The sequence below is a fragment of the Flavobacterium kayseriense genome, from assembly GCF_014305095.1.
Classification (GTDB): Bacteria; Bacteroidota; Bacteroidia; order Flavobacteriales; family Flavobacteriaceae; genus Flavobacterium; species Flavobacterium kayseriense.
In genome coordinates this window covers 358,533-372,821 of record NZ_JACRUI010000001.1, presented here as the reverse complement: position 1 = coordinate 372,821, position 14,289 = coordinate 358,533, and the positions used below count along the sequence as shown (strand labels likewise).

Here is a 14,289-nt window from a genome sequence, read left to right as displayed (position 1 = left end):
ATAAAAAAACCACCTAAATCCATAGGTGGTTTTTTTATTTTTGTAGGTATAGGTAATGATTGTAGTAATCTATAATGGCTTTCCCCTTTAGTAAAACATCTGCACCTATGATGCCATGAACTGTTTTGGACTTATGGGCAACTAAGGCCTCGTTTACATGGCTTAAATCAAAAATGACTAGCTCTATCATACTGCTTTTCCATCGACCTAACTGCAGTTCAGTATTGGGTGCAATTTGCGTGTGCATTCCTGTTGCTCCTGCTCCTGAGGCTTTGGTCATAGATTCTTTTGGATCTAGATGAAATAAAGAAACGCTTTCGAAACCAACACAGCTGTTAGAAGCGCCTGTGTCAAGAATAAAATTACCTACTACTCCATTAATCTTAGCGCTTATTAGTAAATGTTGTGTTTTTGAAAGCTTAAATTTTATTTTAGTGTACAGTTCCTTTTTAAGGAAATCAGGTAGGTTTTTCATTTTCTCTTTCGAATATAAATCAAAAATAAGCTAATTAGAATTAGAAAACCAATACCATAATACCAGTAATTTGTTGATTTGGCATCCGTTTCTAGACTTCCATAGTACACAAATGCACTCCAGTAGTAAGGCGATTTTTTGGCATTTGGAATGGTAGTATCTGTAAGGAAATCTAGTTTTGCTTGATGGTTGGCCTCCATAAAGGACTGTCCGTTTTTTATATTGTTGTAAAATTGCTCCATAAAAGCAGCGGTAGTATAATCATTGACGCGCCATAATGAAAACAACAAATTTTTAGCTCCTGCAAATTGAAAACCTCTTGCGACGCTCATGGCACCTTCGGCTTTAAATAGTTTGCCTATGCCTGTTTCGCAAGCACTCAAAACCACTAAATCTGGGTTGATGTTCATATTGTATAATTCCGAATACAACACTTCTTGATCGCTAAACTTGATGCTCGCGGCAGTTTCTAAATCACCCGAGGACGCGTGAGTGGATAAATGCAAAATGGAATAGTTGGCTGCGTTTTTCTTGAAGTTGTTAAAGGTAGCAGCAGCGTTTTCAAAGTAAGTCCCTTCAAAATTCTTTTTTATCGCCGCTAATTCTTTTTTGGAGAAGCTCAATTCATAATTGCTATTGGCAAAAACAGGAAAGACTCCCAAAATGTTTTTATCGTGCTTTTGTGGCTTGTGGTCTTCCAAATAAAAAGTAGCCGAACTGTTGTACCCAATGACATAATCGTTTACTAAATAATGCATTTTGGCAAAATTAGTCGTTGCGGTTTCCTTTGTAATTAAAGCCTCAAATGGCAAAAAGTTTAAAACACCATCGGGAATGATGAATAAGTTTTTGTACGTTGATCCTGCTGGAAGTTGTAATAATTGATAGGCTATATTACCATAATGATTGTAGCCCAAGACATCATTAGAAATAGCGTTGGCATCATTAAAATAGTCTATAAACTGTACAATTTTAACCGCGGTATGCGCGTCGTTGCTAAATAAGCGAAGCGTGATCTGATGTTCTTGAAGCGTGAACGAATAAGTGTTGTGGTAGCCAGAGAAATATTCGATCATAATGGCCTTGTCGTTTTCGAGCTTACTAAATAATTTTTTTATGTCAATATCCGCTGTTGATTGCTTGTCTCTTTTGGATTGGATTTCCTTTAAAACCAACATGAGTTCATTTTGTTTTTTTACGGCTTCATTTATTTTAGCAAGAGTTGCTGTAGCTCCTTTTTGTTGTTCTTTTATGATTATTGTATTGCAGTTTTGTAGTTGTTCTACGATGGATTGCTCTTCTGCTGATTGCAATTCTTTGCTAGTTAAACTGTTTTTGAGAACGATCGATTTTGTTTTTTCGGCTAGTACAAAAGCGCTTTCTAGGTACAATGTCTTGTTTTCTTTTTCGAATAGGGTTTGGTAAATAGCAATGCACTTTTCGGTTCGTATTCGATTCCGCATTTGGATTATAATTTTGGAGTTTTCATAGACCAATAGCGATTGAAATAAATCTTCGATATGAAAGGCAAGTGCGTAACTTTCTAATACTTTTTTAGGCTGGCTTTGCGCCAAAAACAATTCGGATTGTAAGTCTAATGCATCTAGGAGAATCGTCTCGGCATAAAGCGAAGTTTTTTTGGGTAAGCTTTGATTTGCATCAGAATAGGACGGAATTAAAATTTTGAAAACTGTTTTTAGTGCCGCGTTTGCTGCTGCTATTTTGCCTTGTTTAAAAAAGATGTTGGCTGCATCACAATACAATTGTGCTTTTTTCCGTGGATTAGGATTGTTGATTTTTTCGAAAGTTTGCTTGGCTTGCGTATAAAAAAACAATGCCTGATCAGGGTCATTTCGTGCTAATTTTAGTTGAGATAAATTAGAATAACTATTGGTCAAAGCTTCATATTGCGAGGTTTCTTTTTCGAGTAAACTAGCGGCTTTCAAAAAAGCATTTTCAGCATTTTCAAAAGCTAGGGGTTGCATGATATTAGCTTGTGTATTCAAGAAATAATTAGAACCCAAATTGTTGTACAAAAGCCCTTTTTGAATCTTGGTTAAGCGGTCTGTACGGATAGTTTGTTCCAGCAGACCGATGGCTTGATCGATGCGTCCCGTATTTTGATAGACATTAGACAGGTTGAGCACGGCGGCTTGCTTTTGGGCTTCGTTTTTTTCTTGACTGGCAACAAAATAATATTGTTTGATAATGTTTTCGGCATTGTTGTAATCGCCTATGAGTGTGTACAGATTCCCGAGTGGTTTTAACGCATATTCGGTGATGTCATAATTGGAGAGTTTGTTTTTCTGGTATATATTCCATGCTTTTTCGTAGCTCGAAATGGCTTTGGCTGTTTTACCAAAACTGTTTTCATAGTAGCCTTTATTGCAATTCAGAACAACAAGAGCGAGTAGTACGTTTTTGTTTTTGGTGTTGGTCGAAAGGCTCTTGCTGTACGACTCTAGTTTTTGTAGGTTTTGGACTGATGGATTGGTAGTAAAAGAATCAACTGCATCATATATTTTATCTTCTAGAGCAGGCGTTTGTTGCCCGAAGCTTAGCAGCGTTGTGAAATACAGAAAGAGTAAAAAGTATTTTGTCATCAGTTATTCTTGGACAGCATTAATAGCTGGGTTTGTCGTTTGTACATGGAAAATGCAAGATTACTACGTTTCTCAAATCGAGCAGAGGTCCATTTTTATCTATTATTGATTTGATTAGAGGGTTTTCGACTCCGTTCCAATTTTTAAATGTTCGTGATTTAGGACTGTAATTTTAAAAGCAAATTGATATGTTTAGTGATTGTCGTCAATTAGAAAATTAGTTTTTTAAAATTTCCAAATGCCGTAAAATTGCAAATAGTTGAAATTTTCTTTGAAGTTTACCACATATCGCACTCCTGCACTTGGGCCAATGCGCGCCGCGCCCACTGTCAAGTCAAACAATAAACCGGCTTTAAAATTAGTAAAACTGTTGCTTGTAGCTATGGCGTCTTCCGTAGTAGTCAATAACGTAGCTGGTTTGTCATTTTCATACAAATCGATTCTGGTAGATTGTTCTTGTTTTTCGGATGCGTTAATGTTCCCTTGAATCCCGGCTCCAATACCAATAAAATTGTTGATGTTGTAACGCATCAACAATGGGATTTCCATGTTGATGGTGGTGTTTGTGGTAGTATTGGTAGTGCGTTGCAATTGATCGATTCCAGCAGTATTCTGAATGAGAACATCTGTTGAAGTACTTGCTGCAGTATAGTTGTGAAAGCTATTTTGAAACTCAGCTTGCCAGTAATAGCGATACGATTTATAAGGCGAAATTGTGGCTCCTACAAAATAACTGGTCGAATTGTTCAAGCTAGGGAAGTAGTTGTAACCTGCTTTGGCACCAATAGAAATTCCGGGTAAAAATCGGGTGGTGGCGTAGTTGGTAATAATGGGTTCGTTTTTGTCAAATATAATTGCCGTTTTACTTTTTGTATTTACTTTGTGAAAGTCCTTGTTGAATTTCATAGAATACTTTACAAAACCTTTAGTGCTGTCCTTTTCGGTGACGTTTTTTTGCTCGCTTCCAGGCAAATAAATGTTTTTGAAGGTAAAAAATATTTGATCTTTTTTTATGATAGTGTCGAGGCAACTCACGGTTGGTTCCTCTCCTTTTGGACAGATGGGGCATTTGGGATACATGTCTTCTACCTTGAAGGTTTTTTTGTCAAACATGTCAGGAATATCCGTTTCTAGACGAATCATTCTAGCGGGACCTTCGCCATTGTTTTGAAAACGAGTTTTAAAATTTACTCGTTTAAAGCGCACTAACCTATAATTTAAGAAACTTCCGTTGGAGCCCATTTTATTGGGGTCGTGTGAGGTTACTATTTCCATCTCGAGGTTGACTACTTTGTGGTTTTTAAAACTTCGATTTGGGACAAAAATGCCGCGCATGGTCACGGTTGCACTGGTATCTTTGATCATTTCGGGAGTTGTTTTTAGGGTATAAAATACATTGCGAGTTTCTTTAGGATTGGCGCCATCAAATTCTAGAATAGAAACGTTTTTGTACATTTTATTGGCCTCTAGTAGGGTTTGGTCTAAGTCGATTTGTGTGGTGGTTTTTTGGTATTTTTGGGCTGTGGCCAAAGTGAAAACGTTAGATGAGGCAAGATAGGTGTGCGAGTCCTCTATGGCATTTACTGCGGCAAAATTATTTTCTTGTACTTCACTTTCGCCAGCATAGGTGCGAAGATCAGCTAGTTCAAAATTGTTGTTTTTAAATTGTTTTTCGTTGTAAAAGAGATACAGTTTCCCATCGGCAACGTAGTTCTCTAGGTTTTGATAGCTCATGATTACCACTATTTCCTGATCGGGAATAGGGTCGCAATTTTTTTGAATGGTAAATCCGTTTTGATCTTCTATAGAAGCGATTTCGTTGTATTTTTCAGTAGAGATTTCATTGATAACCACTTTTTTTGGTCGGATAGCAGGTGGTTTTCCGTTGTCGTAATTGTTGGTTACGGATAGTTTGGTGTTATAAGTTCCTTTGTTTTTGTACACGTGTTTGGGTTCGGCTTCCTTGCTGTAATGTCCGTCGCCCATTTCCCATAGATAGGAATAGCTGGGTTTTGGTGCTCCGGAGATTGGGATTAGTGGTGGTGTGGTAGGTTTGTATGAAACGCTATTTTTGTTTTGGATGTATCCAATGATGGCGCGACGTGTAACGGTGTCTTTTACTTTAGTTTGTGCAAAGAGAAGGGTTGAGTTGAGGCAAATGAAAAAGAGTAAAAGTGGTTTCATGGCTAGTTTTTTTTAGCCCTGATAGCAGTGATATCCTTTTTGTCCTATCGTTTTTTAGATAGGATAAAAAGATAAAACGGATAGCAGGAATAGCTTCTAAAATAGAGTAGAAGGTTACAATCAAGTATTAAAAGTAAAAAAAAGTGATGAGCAAATCATCACTTTTGTTAAAAAAATACTTTTTGTGTTATTGAATAGCGTTAATAGCTGCTATTAATTGGACCTCAGTTACTACGTTAGTCTCGCTCATGGCGAAGGTATAAACATCTCCGGCAGCAACAGTGACTGCTTTAATAGCGAATCTCCAATTTCCGTTGTCCTCGGTAGCGAAAATCACATGGCAAGCTAATCCAACTGGAATTTGTCCATAATGTTCACTAAATTGTTCTGTTGTAGGATTGTAAGTGTCTAATTTGGCTAGTGCATTTTGACCTTCTCCATCATAAGATAGGTAAATAGCACAATTCGTATCATCATATCCCGCTGGAACTTCCACTAAAATAGTAGTTTTAGGTCTTGGGTCGCTAATAAAGCGGTCAACATTTGTCCATCCAAAAGTTCCAAAAGTCACGTTGTAATTGGTGTGGTTAAAAGCAACATTTCCGCGTTCTTGTCCTCCCCCAACATTTGCAGGTATCGGTACGGGTTGCTCCCAAACTAGATTCGCTTCATCACTGTTGTTGCCTGTCCAAAATACCATTCCTGTGTCAACAGAGTCAGTTAAAGTAGCTGGAACTTGAAGTTGAATTACTCCAGTAGAAACTAGAGCTACTCCTGCTTGTGAAGCGCTAATAAAAAATTCACCGCCTGATTTTAGTATGCTTTTATTGCCATTAGTCATAAGTCCCATTGTTGGTTTATTAGTTACAAGCATACTTCCTTTGTCAAAAATTTCAACGTAGGTGATATCAATTGCTCCCGTTACAGGATTTCCGTTTTTAGTTAGGGCGTTACCATTTAAAGTGATGATAACTCCTTTTGCTGATGTTAGTGTGATTGCTCCTACTCCAGCAGTGGCGGTAAACCTTTGTGTTTGATGCTCTAGAGCTGTTTGTCTAATGGTTGCAAATTTTGCCGCTGTAGGGTTTAGATTGGAGATCTCATCTTTGTTACAGCTTACTAAAGTAATTGTAGCAAGAAATAGAAGAGCAGCATTTTTTAGATTTTGTATCGGGTTTTTTAATTTATGTGTTTTCATGATTTCTAGTGTTTTTAATAGTTATTTTTTTTAATTTTTTTGGTTTTTGTCATTAATACGATATTGTTTTTATTGAAAAATAATATCAATGTATGGTATCCCATAGCTTGGTGCTGGTCCACCGGTACCATAAAAATTAGACGATGTAATTTGCATAAAAGCGCCTGTTGCTACTGCAGCAGAAGGCAATCCTCCGGTATTGTACCTACAAATCCTACCAATGGTATTATTCAAATTTCCTAAATAGTTAGTGACAATTCTTTTTATGGTGTAGGAGTGTGTATTTTGTAGCACTACCGTTGCCCCAATAGGTGTTACATAGTCTGTAAAGGCAGAATTAAAAATGTGACTACCTGTGTATACGATGCTGCTTGTAGTGTTATCATAAATTTCGATAGTGTACGGAATGTTAGCTGCAAATAAATTTGTATTTCCCTGATACCCTATCTTACAAATGCTTTTGTTAGTTAGCATTGTAAAAGTGTATTCATGTGTAGTTAAATCCATAGTAACATAGTCATCATGCATTGGGAGGCTTGTTAGGACATTGTTGTAAATCGTCTGAAAGTCAGACGTACTTGTACTACAAGTTGAGGGAGTTGGTACAGGTGGTGGAGTGCAACTAAACACTACTGCTGTAATTACTAATGTTGCTACTGTTTTTGAAGTTTTGTTTAATTGACTGAAAATGTTTTTTAGAGTTTTCATGATTTCTGATTTTTAAAGTAATGGTTAAACTTGATTTATATAGTTATATCAATAGTGTTGGTAATTTGTTACCCTATTTATTGCATTATTTTTTACTTATTTTTTTTAAACAGTAAAATAGGATCATGTAGCTCTTTTTTTAAACACAAATAGCGATGAAAGACTCATCGCTATTTGGTTTATATTGCTGGTTTTTTCTTATTCTGAGCAAATTACTTTTACCTCTGTTCTTCTGTTGGCTTGGTGTTGCTCTTCTGAACACTCAACTCCATCAGTACAACGGTTTAGTAATTTAGATTCTCCGTATCCTTTTCCAGTTAATCTCGCTCTTGAGATTCCTTGAGAAGTGATGTAGTCTACCGCTGCATTGGCTCTGTTTTGAGATAATATTTGGTTGTATCCGTTTGAAGCTCTAGAATCTGTGTGAGACGATAGCTCTACTTTTACACCTGGATTGTCATTCATGAACTGTACTAATCTATTCAATTCTGGTTTTGCATCTTCTCTAATGAAGTATTTACCTAGGTCATAGTGAATGTTTTTTAGTGCGATTGCTGTACCACAATCAGCGGCGTCCATGCATATTTCTAATTGGATGAAAAGTGATTTAGTACGGTCATAATCTTTAGTCGAAACGGTCATGGTTTGCGACATATAGTTTTCTTTTTTACCATAAATACTGTAGTTCGTGTTTGCGGTTGCTTGAAAAACAAATTCACCTTTTTCATTCGTACTGCTTGTTTTTTGTACAACCATTTGGTTGTTTTTAAGGACAATACTCACATCGTTTATAGCAATAGAGGTATTACATACAATTGCTTTTCCTTTTATAATAAAGTTTGCATCGGCATACAGTATGTCTTTTAAGATGGTTTTATTGTTTTGAAACTCGGATTTTTTAGTTGAATTACCTTCTAAAGCAAGATCATTAAATCGACCTTCGATCGTGTAATCGTCTGGTAGAAGATCACAAAATTGTACTACTCCAAAGGCATCTGTTTTAGCTGTTTTGACTACTACTCCTTTTGAATCTTTGATTGATACATCTGTATTGGGTAAGATTTCTGCAGTAAACTTGTCTTTAGCAGTGGTTTGAATGCAATATTTTTTTTCTGTTGGAGCTGTTTTTACCTCTTCTACGATTTCTTTTGGTGCTTTTTTAGATGGACCAAAACGGTATGTTAATCCTCCAAACACACCTATTGATGATAAATCGATTTTGCGTCTTAAATCAAATGAAGTAGCACTTCCTCCTTGGTTGTTACGAATAATTGACTGTGTGTTAAAAGCATTTATTGTGTTGTTTTGACCATTTTGGGCTTGTCCAGCTATTGCTGTTGTTCCTGCTTCGTAATAATACACTTGCAATGTGCTACCCGCTGTCATATAACCTTTATTGATTAGAATATCGTTTTTGCCTGATTCTTGTGCGCCATTAAAGTAATGCATATAATAAGCGCCTGCGTGTACACCCCAATGTTGGTTAAAAAAGTAGGTAAGTCTTGCTTGTGCTTTTCCTGCCAATAGATTCTCCTTGTCCCAGCCAGAATGGTATGTTAGTACGTCTATTGATCCATTTTTTCTCGTTGCTTCGACTAGGATTTCGCCTCCATCGATCGTTCCTAAACCGGCAAGTAAAGACATTTCGGCTTGAAATTTATTATTTTTGCTTAAGTATCTAAACGATGGTCCTGCTCCTGCGAACATTCTAGTAATGTCGTTCTTGGTTACCGATAGGTCATCATAGTCAACTGCAGTTGGTATTACTCCTCCATTATCATAAGACGGATTGTTGATGTTGCTTTTTGGACTGTTTTTGATGTAATCAAAGTCGGCTTGCAATCCAAACCATTTCCAGTAGTGATTCACTGACACGCCTCCCATAATACCGCCAGAATAATCAATGTATTTGAAGTCTTCTTTGTAAGAGGGGAAATCATATCCTGCTCTAGTAGAAAATTGCCATTCTGTTTTTTGAGTTGCTTGGTCGGCTACTTTTGAAACTTGCGCTTTAGTATTTTGGAATCCCATTCCAATTAAAAGCATTGCTAAAATAATTTTGAAATTTGTTTTCATGGTATACGTTTTTATTTGGTTGTTGTTTTATATTGCTATATCAATTTTGGTTTTGAATTGTTACCCGTTATTCGTGATTTTTTTATCGGGTGATTATTTTCCAAATTTTCCGAGTGAAATAGCGTCTGATTTTTTTGATATACTTTTTCATGTTTTTTGTTTTTTAATGAATTGGTATTTGTTTTATACTGCCATATCAATTTTGGTTTTGAATTGTTACCCCTTATTATTGTTTTTTTTATCGGGTGATGTTTTTCCAAATCCGTCTAGTGAATTGGGAGCCTATTTTTTTGATTTATTTTTCCATGTTTTTTGTTTTTTAATGAACATACATCTGATTTATAGTAGTATATCAACAGGCTTTTAAAATTGTTACCCCTGAAATCAAAAAATATTTGATTTTCTTTTTTTACATTAGCCAATAAATTTTTTGCTATGGCCAATGCAACTATACATCCCGACCAATCCTATATTGAAGGACTTGCTAATAATGATTCGGCAGTCATTCAGTCTATCTATAAAAAGTTTGTTCCCAAAGTGGTTTCCTATATCAGAAATAACTCTGGCGATGAAGATCAGGCGCAAGATGTGGTGCAGGAAGTAATGATTGTACTGTTTAATCAGGCTAAAGCCAAAAGTTTACAGTTGAGCTGTCCGTTCGACGCCTACTTTTTTTTGTTGTGCAAAAGGAAATGGCTGAACGAATTAAAAAAAGCATCTAATAAAGGGGTAACAATTAAGGAGAATGAAACATCTACTAATGAACCCACTGCAGATATGGTTGCCGAAACCGAATTATTTGAAGAGAAGCAACAGCTGTTTGATGCCATGTTCCAGAAGTTAGGCGAAAAATGCCAAGAAGTACTAAAGCTCAGTTTTACCATCAAGTCGATGGAAGAGGTGGCCGAGAAACTCAATGTGACTTATGGATATGTGCGCAAGAAAAAATCGTTGTGTACCGGACAATTAACACAGTGGATTCAAGAAAACAGTCGCTTTAAATCTCTAAAACTTAGCTAGCCATGAACGAAGAAAACTATATCCTATTCGATCAATACCTCCAAGAGGAATTGTCGAGTGCTGAAAAAATAAATTTCGAAAAAGAACTGACCGAAAATCAGGAAATGGCTGCCGCATTTGCAACTTTTAAGGAAGTAAATGAGCAACTGGAACTTAAATTTGGGCTAGAAACCGAGCGAAATGCTTTTGTTGCAAACTTAAAAACAATTTCTAAAGAGCAGTTGCAAGCTCCCAAAGCTAAGGTGGTGCAGTTTAAACCCTGGATGTATATGGCGGCGGCATCAGTTGCGTTGTTGTTTGGGGTATTTGTTTTTAATTCGAATTCAAATCCGTCGTTTGACGATTACAATCAATACGAAAATGCGTATTTCACAGAGAGAGGTGATGCTGTATCAAATGTGAAACAGGCAGAAACCGCTTTTAATGACAAAAAGTATCAAGAAGCAATTCCGCTTTTTGAAGCCCTTTTGAAAGAAAATAAAACAGCTGAGTTGCAGTATTTTTATGGTGTTGCCTTGTTAGAAACAGATAAAACAAAAGCAGCCGAAGTTGTTTTTAACGAATTAAAATCAGGGAATTCAATTTATAAAAACAAAGCCATTTGGAGTCTGGCATTGTCAAAATTAAAACAAAAAGAGTATAAAGCCAGTAAGGAAATACTATTGACCATTCCTGCTGATTATGAGAATTACGATCAGGTTCAAAAATTATTGAATGATTTTGATTGATGGTAATTAATGGACTTCAAAACAAGGTTTAAAAATTTTTTTTAGTTTTATTCTTTTTGCCACAGCTTAAAAGGATTGTAGAGATTAATAGAATTAGTCTTTCTAACCCTTTTAAGCTGTGGCTTATTACTATAAATCCGATTAGGTCCGTTGCATTCGATCAATCTGTATGCTGTAATTATTATTTGGTACTTTGAAATTAAAATCTGCTTTTGCCATCGCATCTGTAGTGCATCTTTTGCGTAATAATTGTAATTTTGTCTGTTATAATTGAACAGTAAAAAGCAATAATGATAATCACTGATACACATACCCATTTATACTCAGAGGAATTTAATGAAGATCGTACCGAAATGATTCAAAGAGCTATTGATGCCGGTGTTTCACGGTTTTTTATTCCTGCTATAGATTCTAGTTACACCGCGTCCATGTACGATTTAGAGCAACAACATCCTGAAAATGTTTTTTTAATGATGGGCTTGCATCCTACTTATGTAAAAGAGAATTATCTTCAAGAACTCCAGCATGTGGAAGAGGAATTAGCTAAAAGAAACTTCTATGCCATAGGTGAAATAGGAATCGATTTGTTCTGGGATAAAACTTTTTTAAGGGAACAACAAATAGCTTTTAGGACTCAGATTCAATGGGCAAAAAAACACAAGTTACCTATCGTGATTCACTGTCGTGATGCTTTTGATGAAGTTTTTGAAGTACTAGAACAAGAAAAATCAGATGATTTATTTGGTATTTTTCATTGTTTCACAGGAACTTACGAACAGGCTTTACAAGCTATCTCCTATAATATGAAACTGGGTATAGGAGGAGTGGTGACTTTTAAAAATGGTAAAGTTGACCAGTTTTTAAATCAAATCGACTTAAAGCACATTGTCCTAGAAACAGATTCTCCCTATTTAGCGCCAGTGCCCTACAGAGGGAAACGCAATGAGAGTAGTTATCTTGTACATATTATAGAAAAGTTAGCAACTTTATATGGGCTTTCGGCAAATGATATCGCGAAAGTAACCACTGAAAATTCGAAAGCTATTTTTGGTATTTAAGGGCTTAATTTCCTATAATTTAATATTTTTTTTGTTCATTTGTCACCTAAAATAACCAATAATGCAAAAATTTGATGCGATCAGGCCATTTTATGATTCTGAAATAAATGATGCCATTTTAAATGTAAAAAACCATCCGATGATGAAGGCAATGATGGGCTTTACATTTCCTGATGTGGCTGATGCCGTTTGGAAGGAACAACTTTCAAAAACACATTCTATTCGCGACTTTCAATGTAATTTTATATATCATACGATTCAAAAGGTTTTAGAAAAAAGTTCTGATGGTCTAAGTACTTCAGGTTTCGAAAAACTTGAAAAAGGGGCGTCTTATCTTTTTGTTTCGAACCATCGCGATATTGTATTAGATACCACTTTGTTAAATGTCGCTTTGTTTGAGCATGGCTTAGTGATGACTGCCTCTGCCATTGGAGATAACCTTGTTCAAAAGGATTTCTTGAATGTTTTAGCGAAATTAAACCGAAACTTTTTAGTGCAACGTGGGCTGTCCCCAAGAGAGATGCTGCAAAGTTCAAAGAATTTAGCGGAATACATTGGTTATTTAGTTGAGCATGAAAATCGCTCTGTTTGGATTGCTCAGCGCGAGGGAAGAACAAAAGACGGTAATGATGCTACTAATCCAGGTGTTTTAAAAATGCTTGCTATGGGTTCTGACGAAGCTAATTTAATGGATTATTTTAAGAAATTAAAAATAGTTCCTGTTTCTATCTCATATGAATACGACCCTACGGATGTTTTAAAGATCCCGCAATTAATAGCGGAGACTAATAATGAGGTTTATGTAAAAGAAAAGAATGAGGATTTTATGACCCTGCTTAGTGGAATCATGGGTCAAAAGAAGCGCATTCACATTCACATAGGCGATGTTCTAGATCAAGAGATTGATACTATTAAAAATGAATTTGACAATAATAATAAACAAATTCAAGCTTTAGCACAAGTAATAGATGACTCGATACTGAGTTCTTATAAATTGTGGCCTACTAACTATATCGCTTACGATATTCTATATAAAACAGAAACATACGCTAAATATTATACCGAAAATGAGAAATCACTTTTTGAGCGCCGACTTGATATGAGAATCGATGCCGAAAATCCGGTTGCTTTACAAGGTTTATTAGATATGTATGCTAATCCAGTTGTTAATAAATTAAAATATAACAATGAGCTTAAAGGCTAAGATTTTATTGTTGTACACCGGTGGGACAATCGGAATGAGTAAAGACTTTGAAACCGGTGCTTTAAAAGCATTTAATTTCAATAAGTTATTACAAAAAATTCCGGAGCTCAAGCAATTAGATTGCGAGATAGAAACTCTTTCGTTTGAAGAACCTATTGATTCTTCGAATATGAATCCGTTAGAGTGGACTAAAATAGCCAATGTTATCGAATCGACCTACGATCAGTTTGATGGTTTTGTAGTTCTGCATGGTTCTGATACCATGTCTTACACTGCATCGGCGATGAGCTTTATGTTAGAGAATTTGGCTAAGCCAGTGATTTTTACGGGTTCGCAGTTACCTATTGGTGATTTACGCACAGACGCAAAAGAAAACTTAATTACTGCAATACAAATTGCCTCTTTGCAGGAAAATAATGTACCTGTGATCAGTGAGGTTTGCCTTTATTTTGAATATAAATTATACAGAGGCAACCGAACCACTAAAATAAATGCTGAACATTTTAAGGCTTTTACATCCCCTAACTACCCACATTTAATAGAGTCAGGCGTGCACTTAAAAAAATGGCCCGACTTATTTTTACCTCAAAAAAAGCGTGGTGAGTTAATAGTGCATAAGGTTTTAGATACGAATGTAGTTATTATAAAAATTTTCCCAGGAATAAGTGAGATGGTGGTAAATGCAATACTTGCTATACCGGCTTTGCAAGGGGTGGTTTTAGAAACGTATGGCTCTGGAAATGCACCTACTGAAGAGTGGTTTATTTCATTATTAACTAAAGCAATCGATAGAGGAGTGCATATTGTAAATGTGACACAATGTTCTGGCGGCAGTGTCAATATGGGGCAATATGAGACCAGTACCTCGATGAAACAGATTGGCGTTATTTCAGGGAAAGATATCACTACAGAAGCCGCTATTACTAAGCTGATGTACTTATTGCAACAAGACGTTGCTGCAGGAGACTTTAAAACTATTTTTGAAACTTCTTTACGAGGAGAGATGATATAATAATTAGAAATTGCTTTTGTAAG

At 36.0% G+C, this 14,289-nt stretch carries 11 protein-coding genes; 5 read left to right on the top strand and 6 right to left on the bottom strand.

Annotated features, from left to right (window positions below):
* Positions 1-34: 34 nt before the first annotated feature.
* The 6 genes from H8R22_RS01525 to H8R22_RS01500 form a co-directional block, all read right to left on the bottom strand.
* Complete coding sequence (locus tag H8R22_RS01525) at positions 35-475, bottom strand: retropepsin-like aspartic protease (protein ID WP_187009280.1); 441 nt, start codon at positions 473-475, stop codon at positions 35-37.
* A complete protein-coding gene (locus H8R22_RS01520; protein ID WP_187009281.1) occupies positions 472-3,078 on the bottom strand; it encodes a CHAT domain-containing protein in 2,607 nt (868 codons plus the stop codon). Before H8R22_RS01520 ends, H8R22_RS01525 begins: the two co-directional genes overlap by 4 nt.
* A 225-nt stretch (positions 3,079-3,303) precedes the next feature.
* On the bottom strand, positions 3,304-5,262 hold the full coding sequence (locus tag H8R22_RS01515) for a PKD domain-containing protein (protein WP_187009282.1): 1,959 nt from the start codon (positions 5,260-5,262) through the stop codon (positions 3,304-3,306).
* Between the two features lie 187 nt (positions 5,263-5,449).
* On the bottom strand, positions 5,450-6,460 hold the full coding sequence (locus tag H8R22_RS01510) for a hypothetical protein (protein ID WP_187009283.1): 1,011 nt from the start codon (positions 6,458-6,460) through the stop codon (positions 5,450-5,452).
* Between the two features lie 69 nt (positions 6,461-6,529).
* Positions 6,530-7,168 carry a hypothetical protein gene (locus tag H8R22_RS01505; RefSeq protein ID WP_187009284.1) on the bottom strand — a complete coding sequence of 213 codons (639 nt, stop codon included), beginning with the start codon at positions 7,166-7,168 and terminating at the stop codon, positions 6,530-6,532.
* Between the two features lie 198 nt (positions 7,169-7,366).
* Entirely contained in the window at positions 7,367-9,244 is a 1,878-nt protein-coding gene (locus tag H8R22_RS01500; protein ID WP_187009285.1) for an OmpA family protein, read from the bottom strand.
* Positions 9,245-9,679: 435 nt separating this feature from the next.
* Between H8R22_RS01500 and H8R22_RS01495 the strand changes: the two genes are divergently transcribed.
* From H8R22_RS01495 to H8R22_RS01475, 5 genes are all read left to right on the top strand, one after another.
* On the top strand, positions 9,680-10,264 hold the full coding sequence (locus tag H8R22_RS01495; RefSeq protein ID WP_187009286.1) for an RNA polymerase sigma factor: 585 nt from the start codon (positions 9,680-9,682) through the stop codon (positions 10,262-10,264).
* A 2-nt stretch (positions 10,265-10,266) separates the two neighbouring features.
* Positions 10,267-10,992 (top strand): tetratricopeptide repeat protein, encoded by a 726-nt coding sequence (locus H8R22_RS01490; protein WP_187009287.1) that lies wholly within the window; start codon positions 10,267-10,269, stop codon positions 10,990-10,992.
* A gap of 290 nt (positions 10,993-11,282) precedes the next feature.
* Positions 11,283-12,050 (top strand): TatD family hydrolase, encoded by a 768-nt coding sequence (locus H8R22_RS01485; RefSeq protein ID WP_187009288.1) that lies wholly within the window; start codon positions 11,283-11,285, stop codon positions 12,048-12,050.
* A gap of 61 nt (positions 12,051-12,111) precedes the next feature.
* Positions 12,112-13,254 (top strand): 1-acyl-sn-glycerol-3-phosphate acyltransferase, encoded by a 1,143-nt coding sequence (locus H8R22_RS01480; protein WP_187009289.1) that lies wholly within the window; start codon positions 12,112-12,114, stop codon positions 13,252-13,254.
* Positions 13,238-14,266 carry an asparaginase gene (locus H8R22_RS01475; protein WP_187009290.1) on the top strand — a complete coding sequence of 343 codons (1,029 nt, stop codon included), beginning with the start codon at positions 13,238-13,240 and terminating at the stop codon, positions 14,264-14,266. The genes H8R22_RS01480 and H8R22_RS01475 overlap by 17 nt, the downstream gene beginning before the upstream one ends.
* Positions 14,267-14,289: the final 23 nt, after the last annotated feature.

Excerpts from the sequence above, each read along its gene's own strand:
- H8R22_RS01510 (WP_187009283.1), bottom strand. The coding sequence starts at position 6,460 with ATGAAAACACATAAATTAAAAAACCCGATACAAAATCTAAAAAATGCT.
- H8R22_RS01500 (WP_187009285.1), bottom strand. The coding sequence starts at position 9,244 with ATGAAAACAAATTTCAAAATTATTTTAGCAATGCTTTTAATTGGAATG.
- H8R22_RS01485 (WP_187009288.1), top strand. The coding sequence starts at position 11,283 with ATGATAATCACTGATACACATACCCATTTATACTCAGAGGAATTTAAT.
- H8R22_RS01515 (WP_187009282.1), bottom strand. The coding sequence starts at position 5,262 with ATGAAACCACTTTTACTCTTTTTCATTTGCCTCAACTCAACCCTTCTC.
- H8R22_RS01505 (WP_187009284.1), bottom strand. The coding sequence starts at position 7,168 with ATGAAAACTCTAAAAAACATTTTCAGTCAATTAAACAAAACTTCAAAA.
- H8R22_RS01490 (WP_187009287.1), top strand. The coding sequence starts at position 10,267 with ATGAACGAAGAAAACTATATCCTATTCGATCAATACCTCCAAGAGGAA.
- H8R22_RS01475 (WP_187009290.1), top strand. The coding sequence starts at position 13,238 with ATGAGCTTAAAGGCTAAGATTTTATTGTTGTACACCGGTGGGACAATC.
- H8R22_RS01520 (WP_187009281.1), bottom strand. The coding sequence starts at position 3,078 with ATGACAAAATACTTTTTACTCTTTCTGTATTTCACAACGCTGCTAAGC.
- H8R22_RS01480 (WP_187009289.1), top strand. The coding sequence starts at position 12,112 with ATGCAAAAATTTGATGCGATCAGGCCATTTTATGATTCTGAAATAAAT.
- H8R22_RS01525 (WP_187009280.1), bottom strand. The coding sequence starts at position 475 with ATGAAAAACCTACCTGATTTCCTTAAAAAGGAACTGTACACTAAAATA.
- H8R22_RS01495 (WP_187009286.1), top strand. The coding sequence starts at position 9,680 with ATGGCCAATGCAACTATACATCCCGACCAATCCTATATTGAAGGACTT.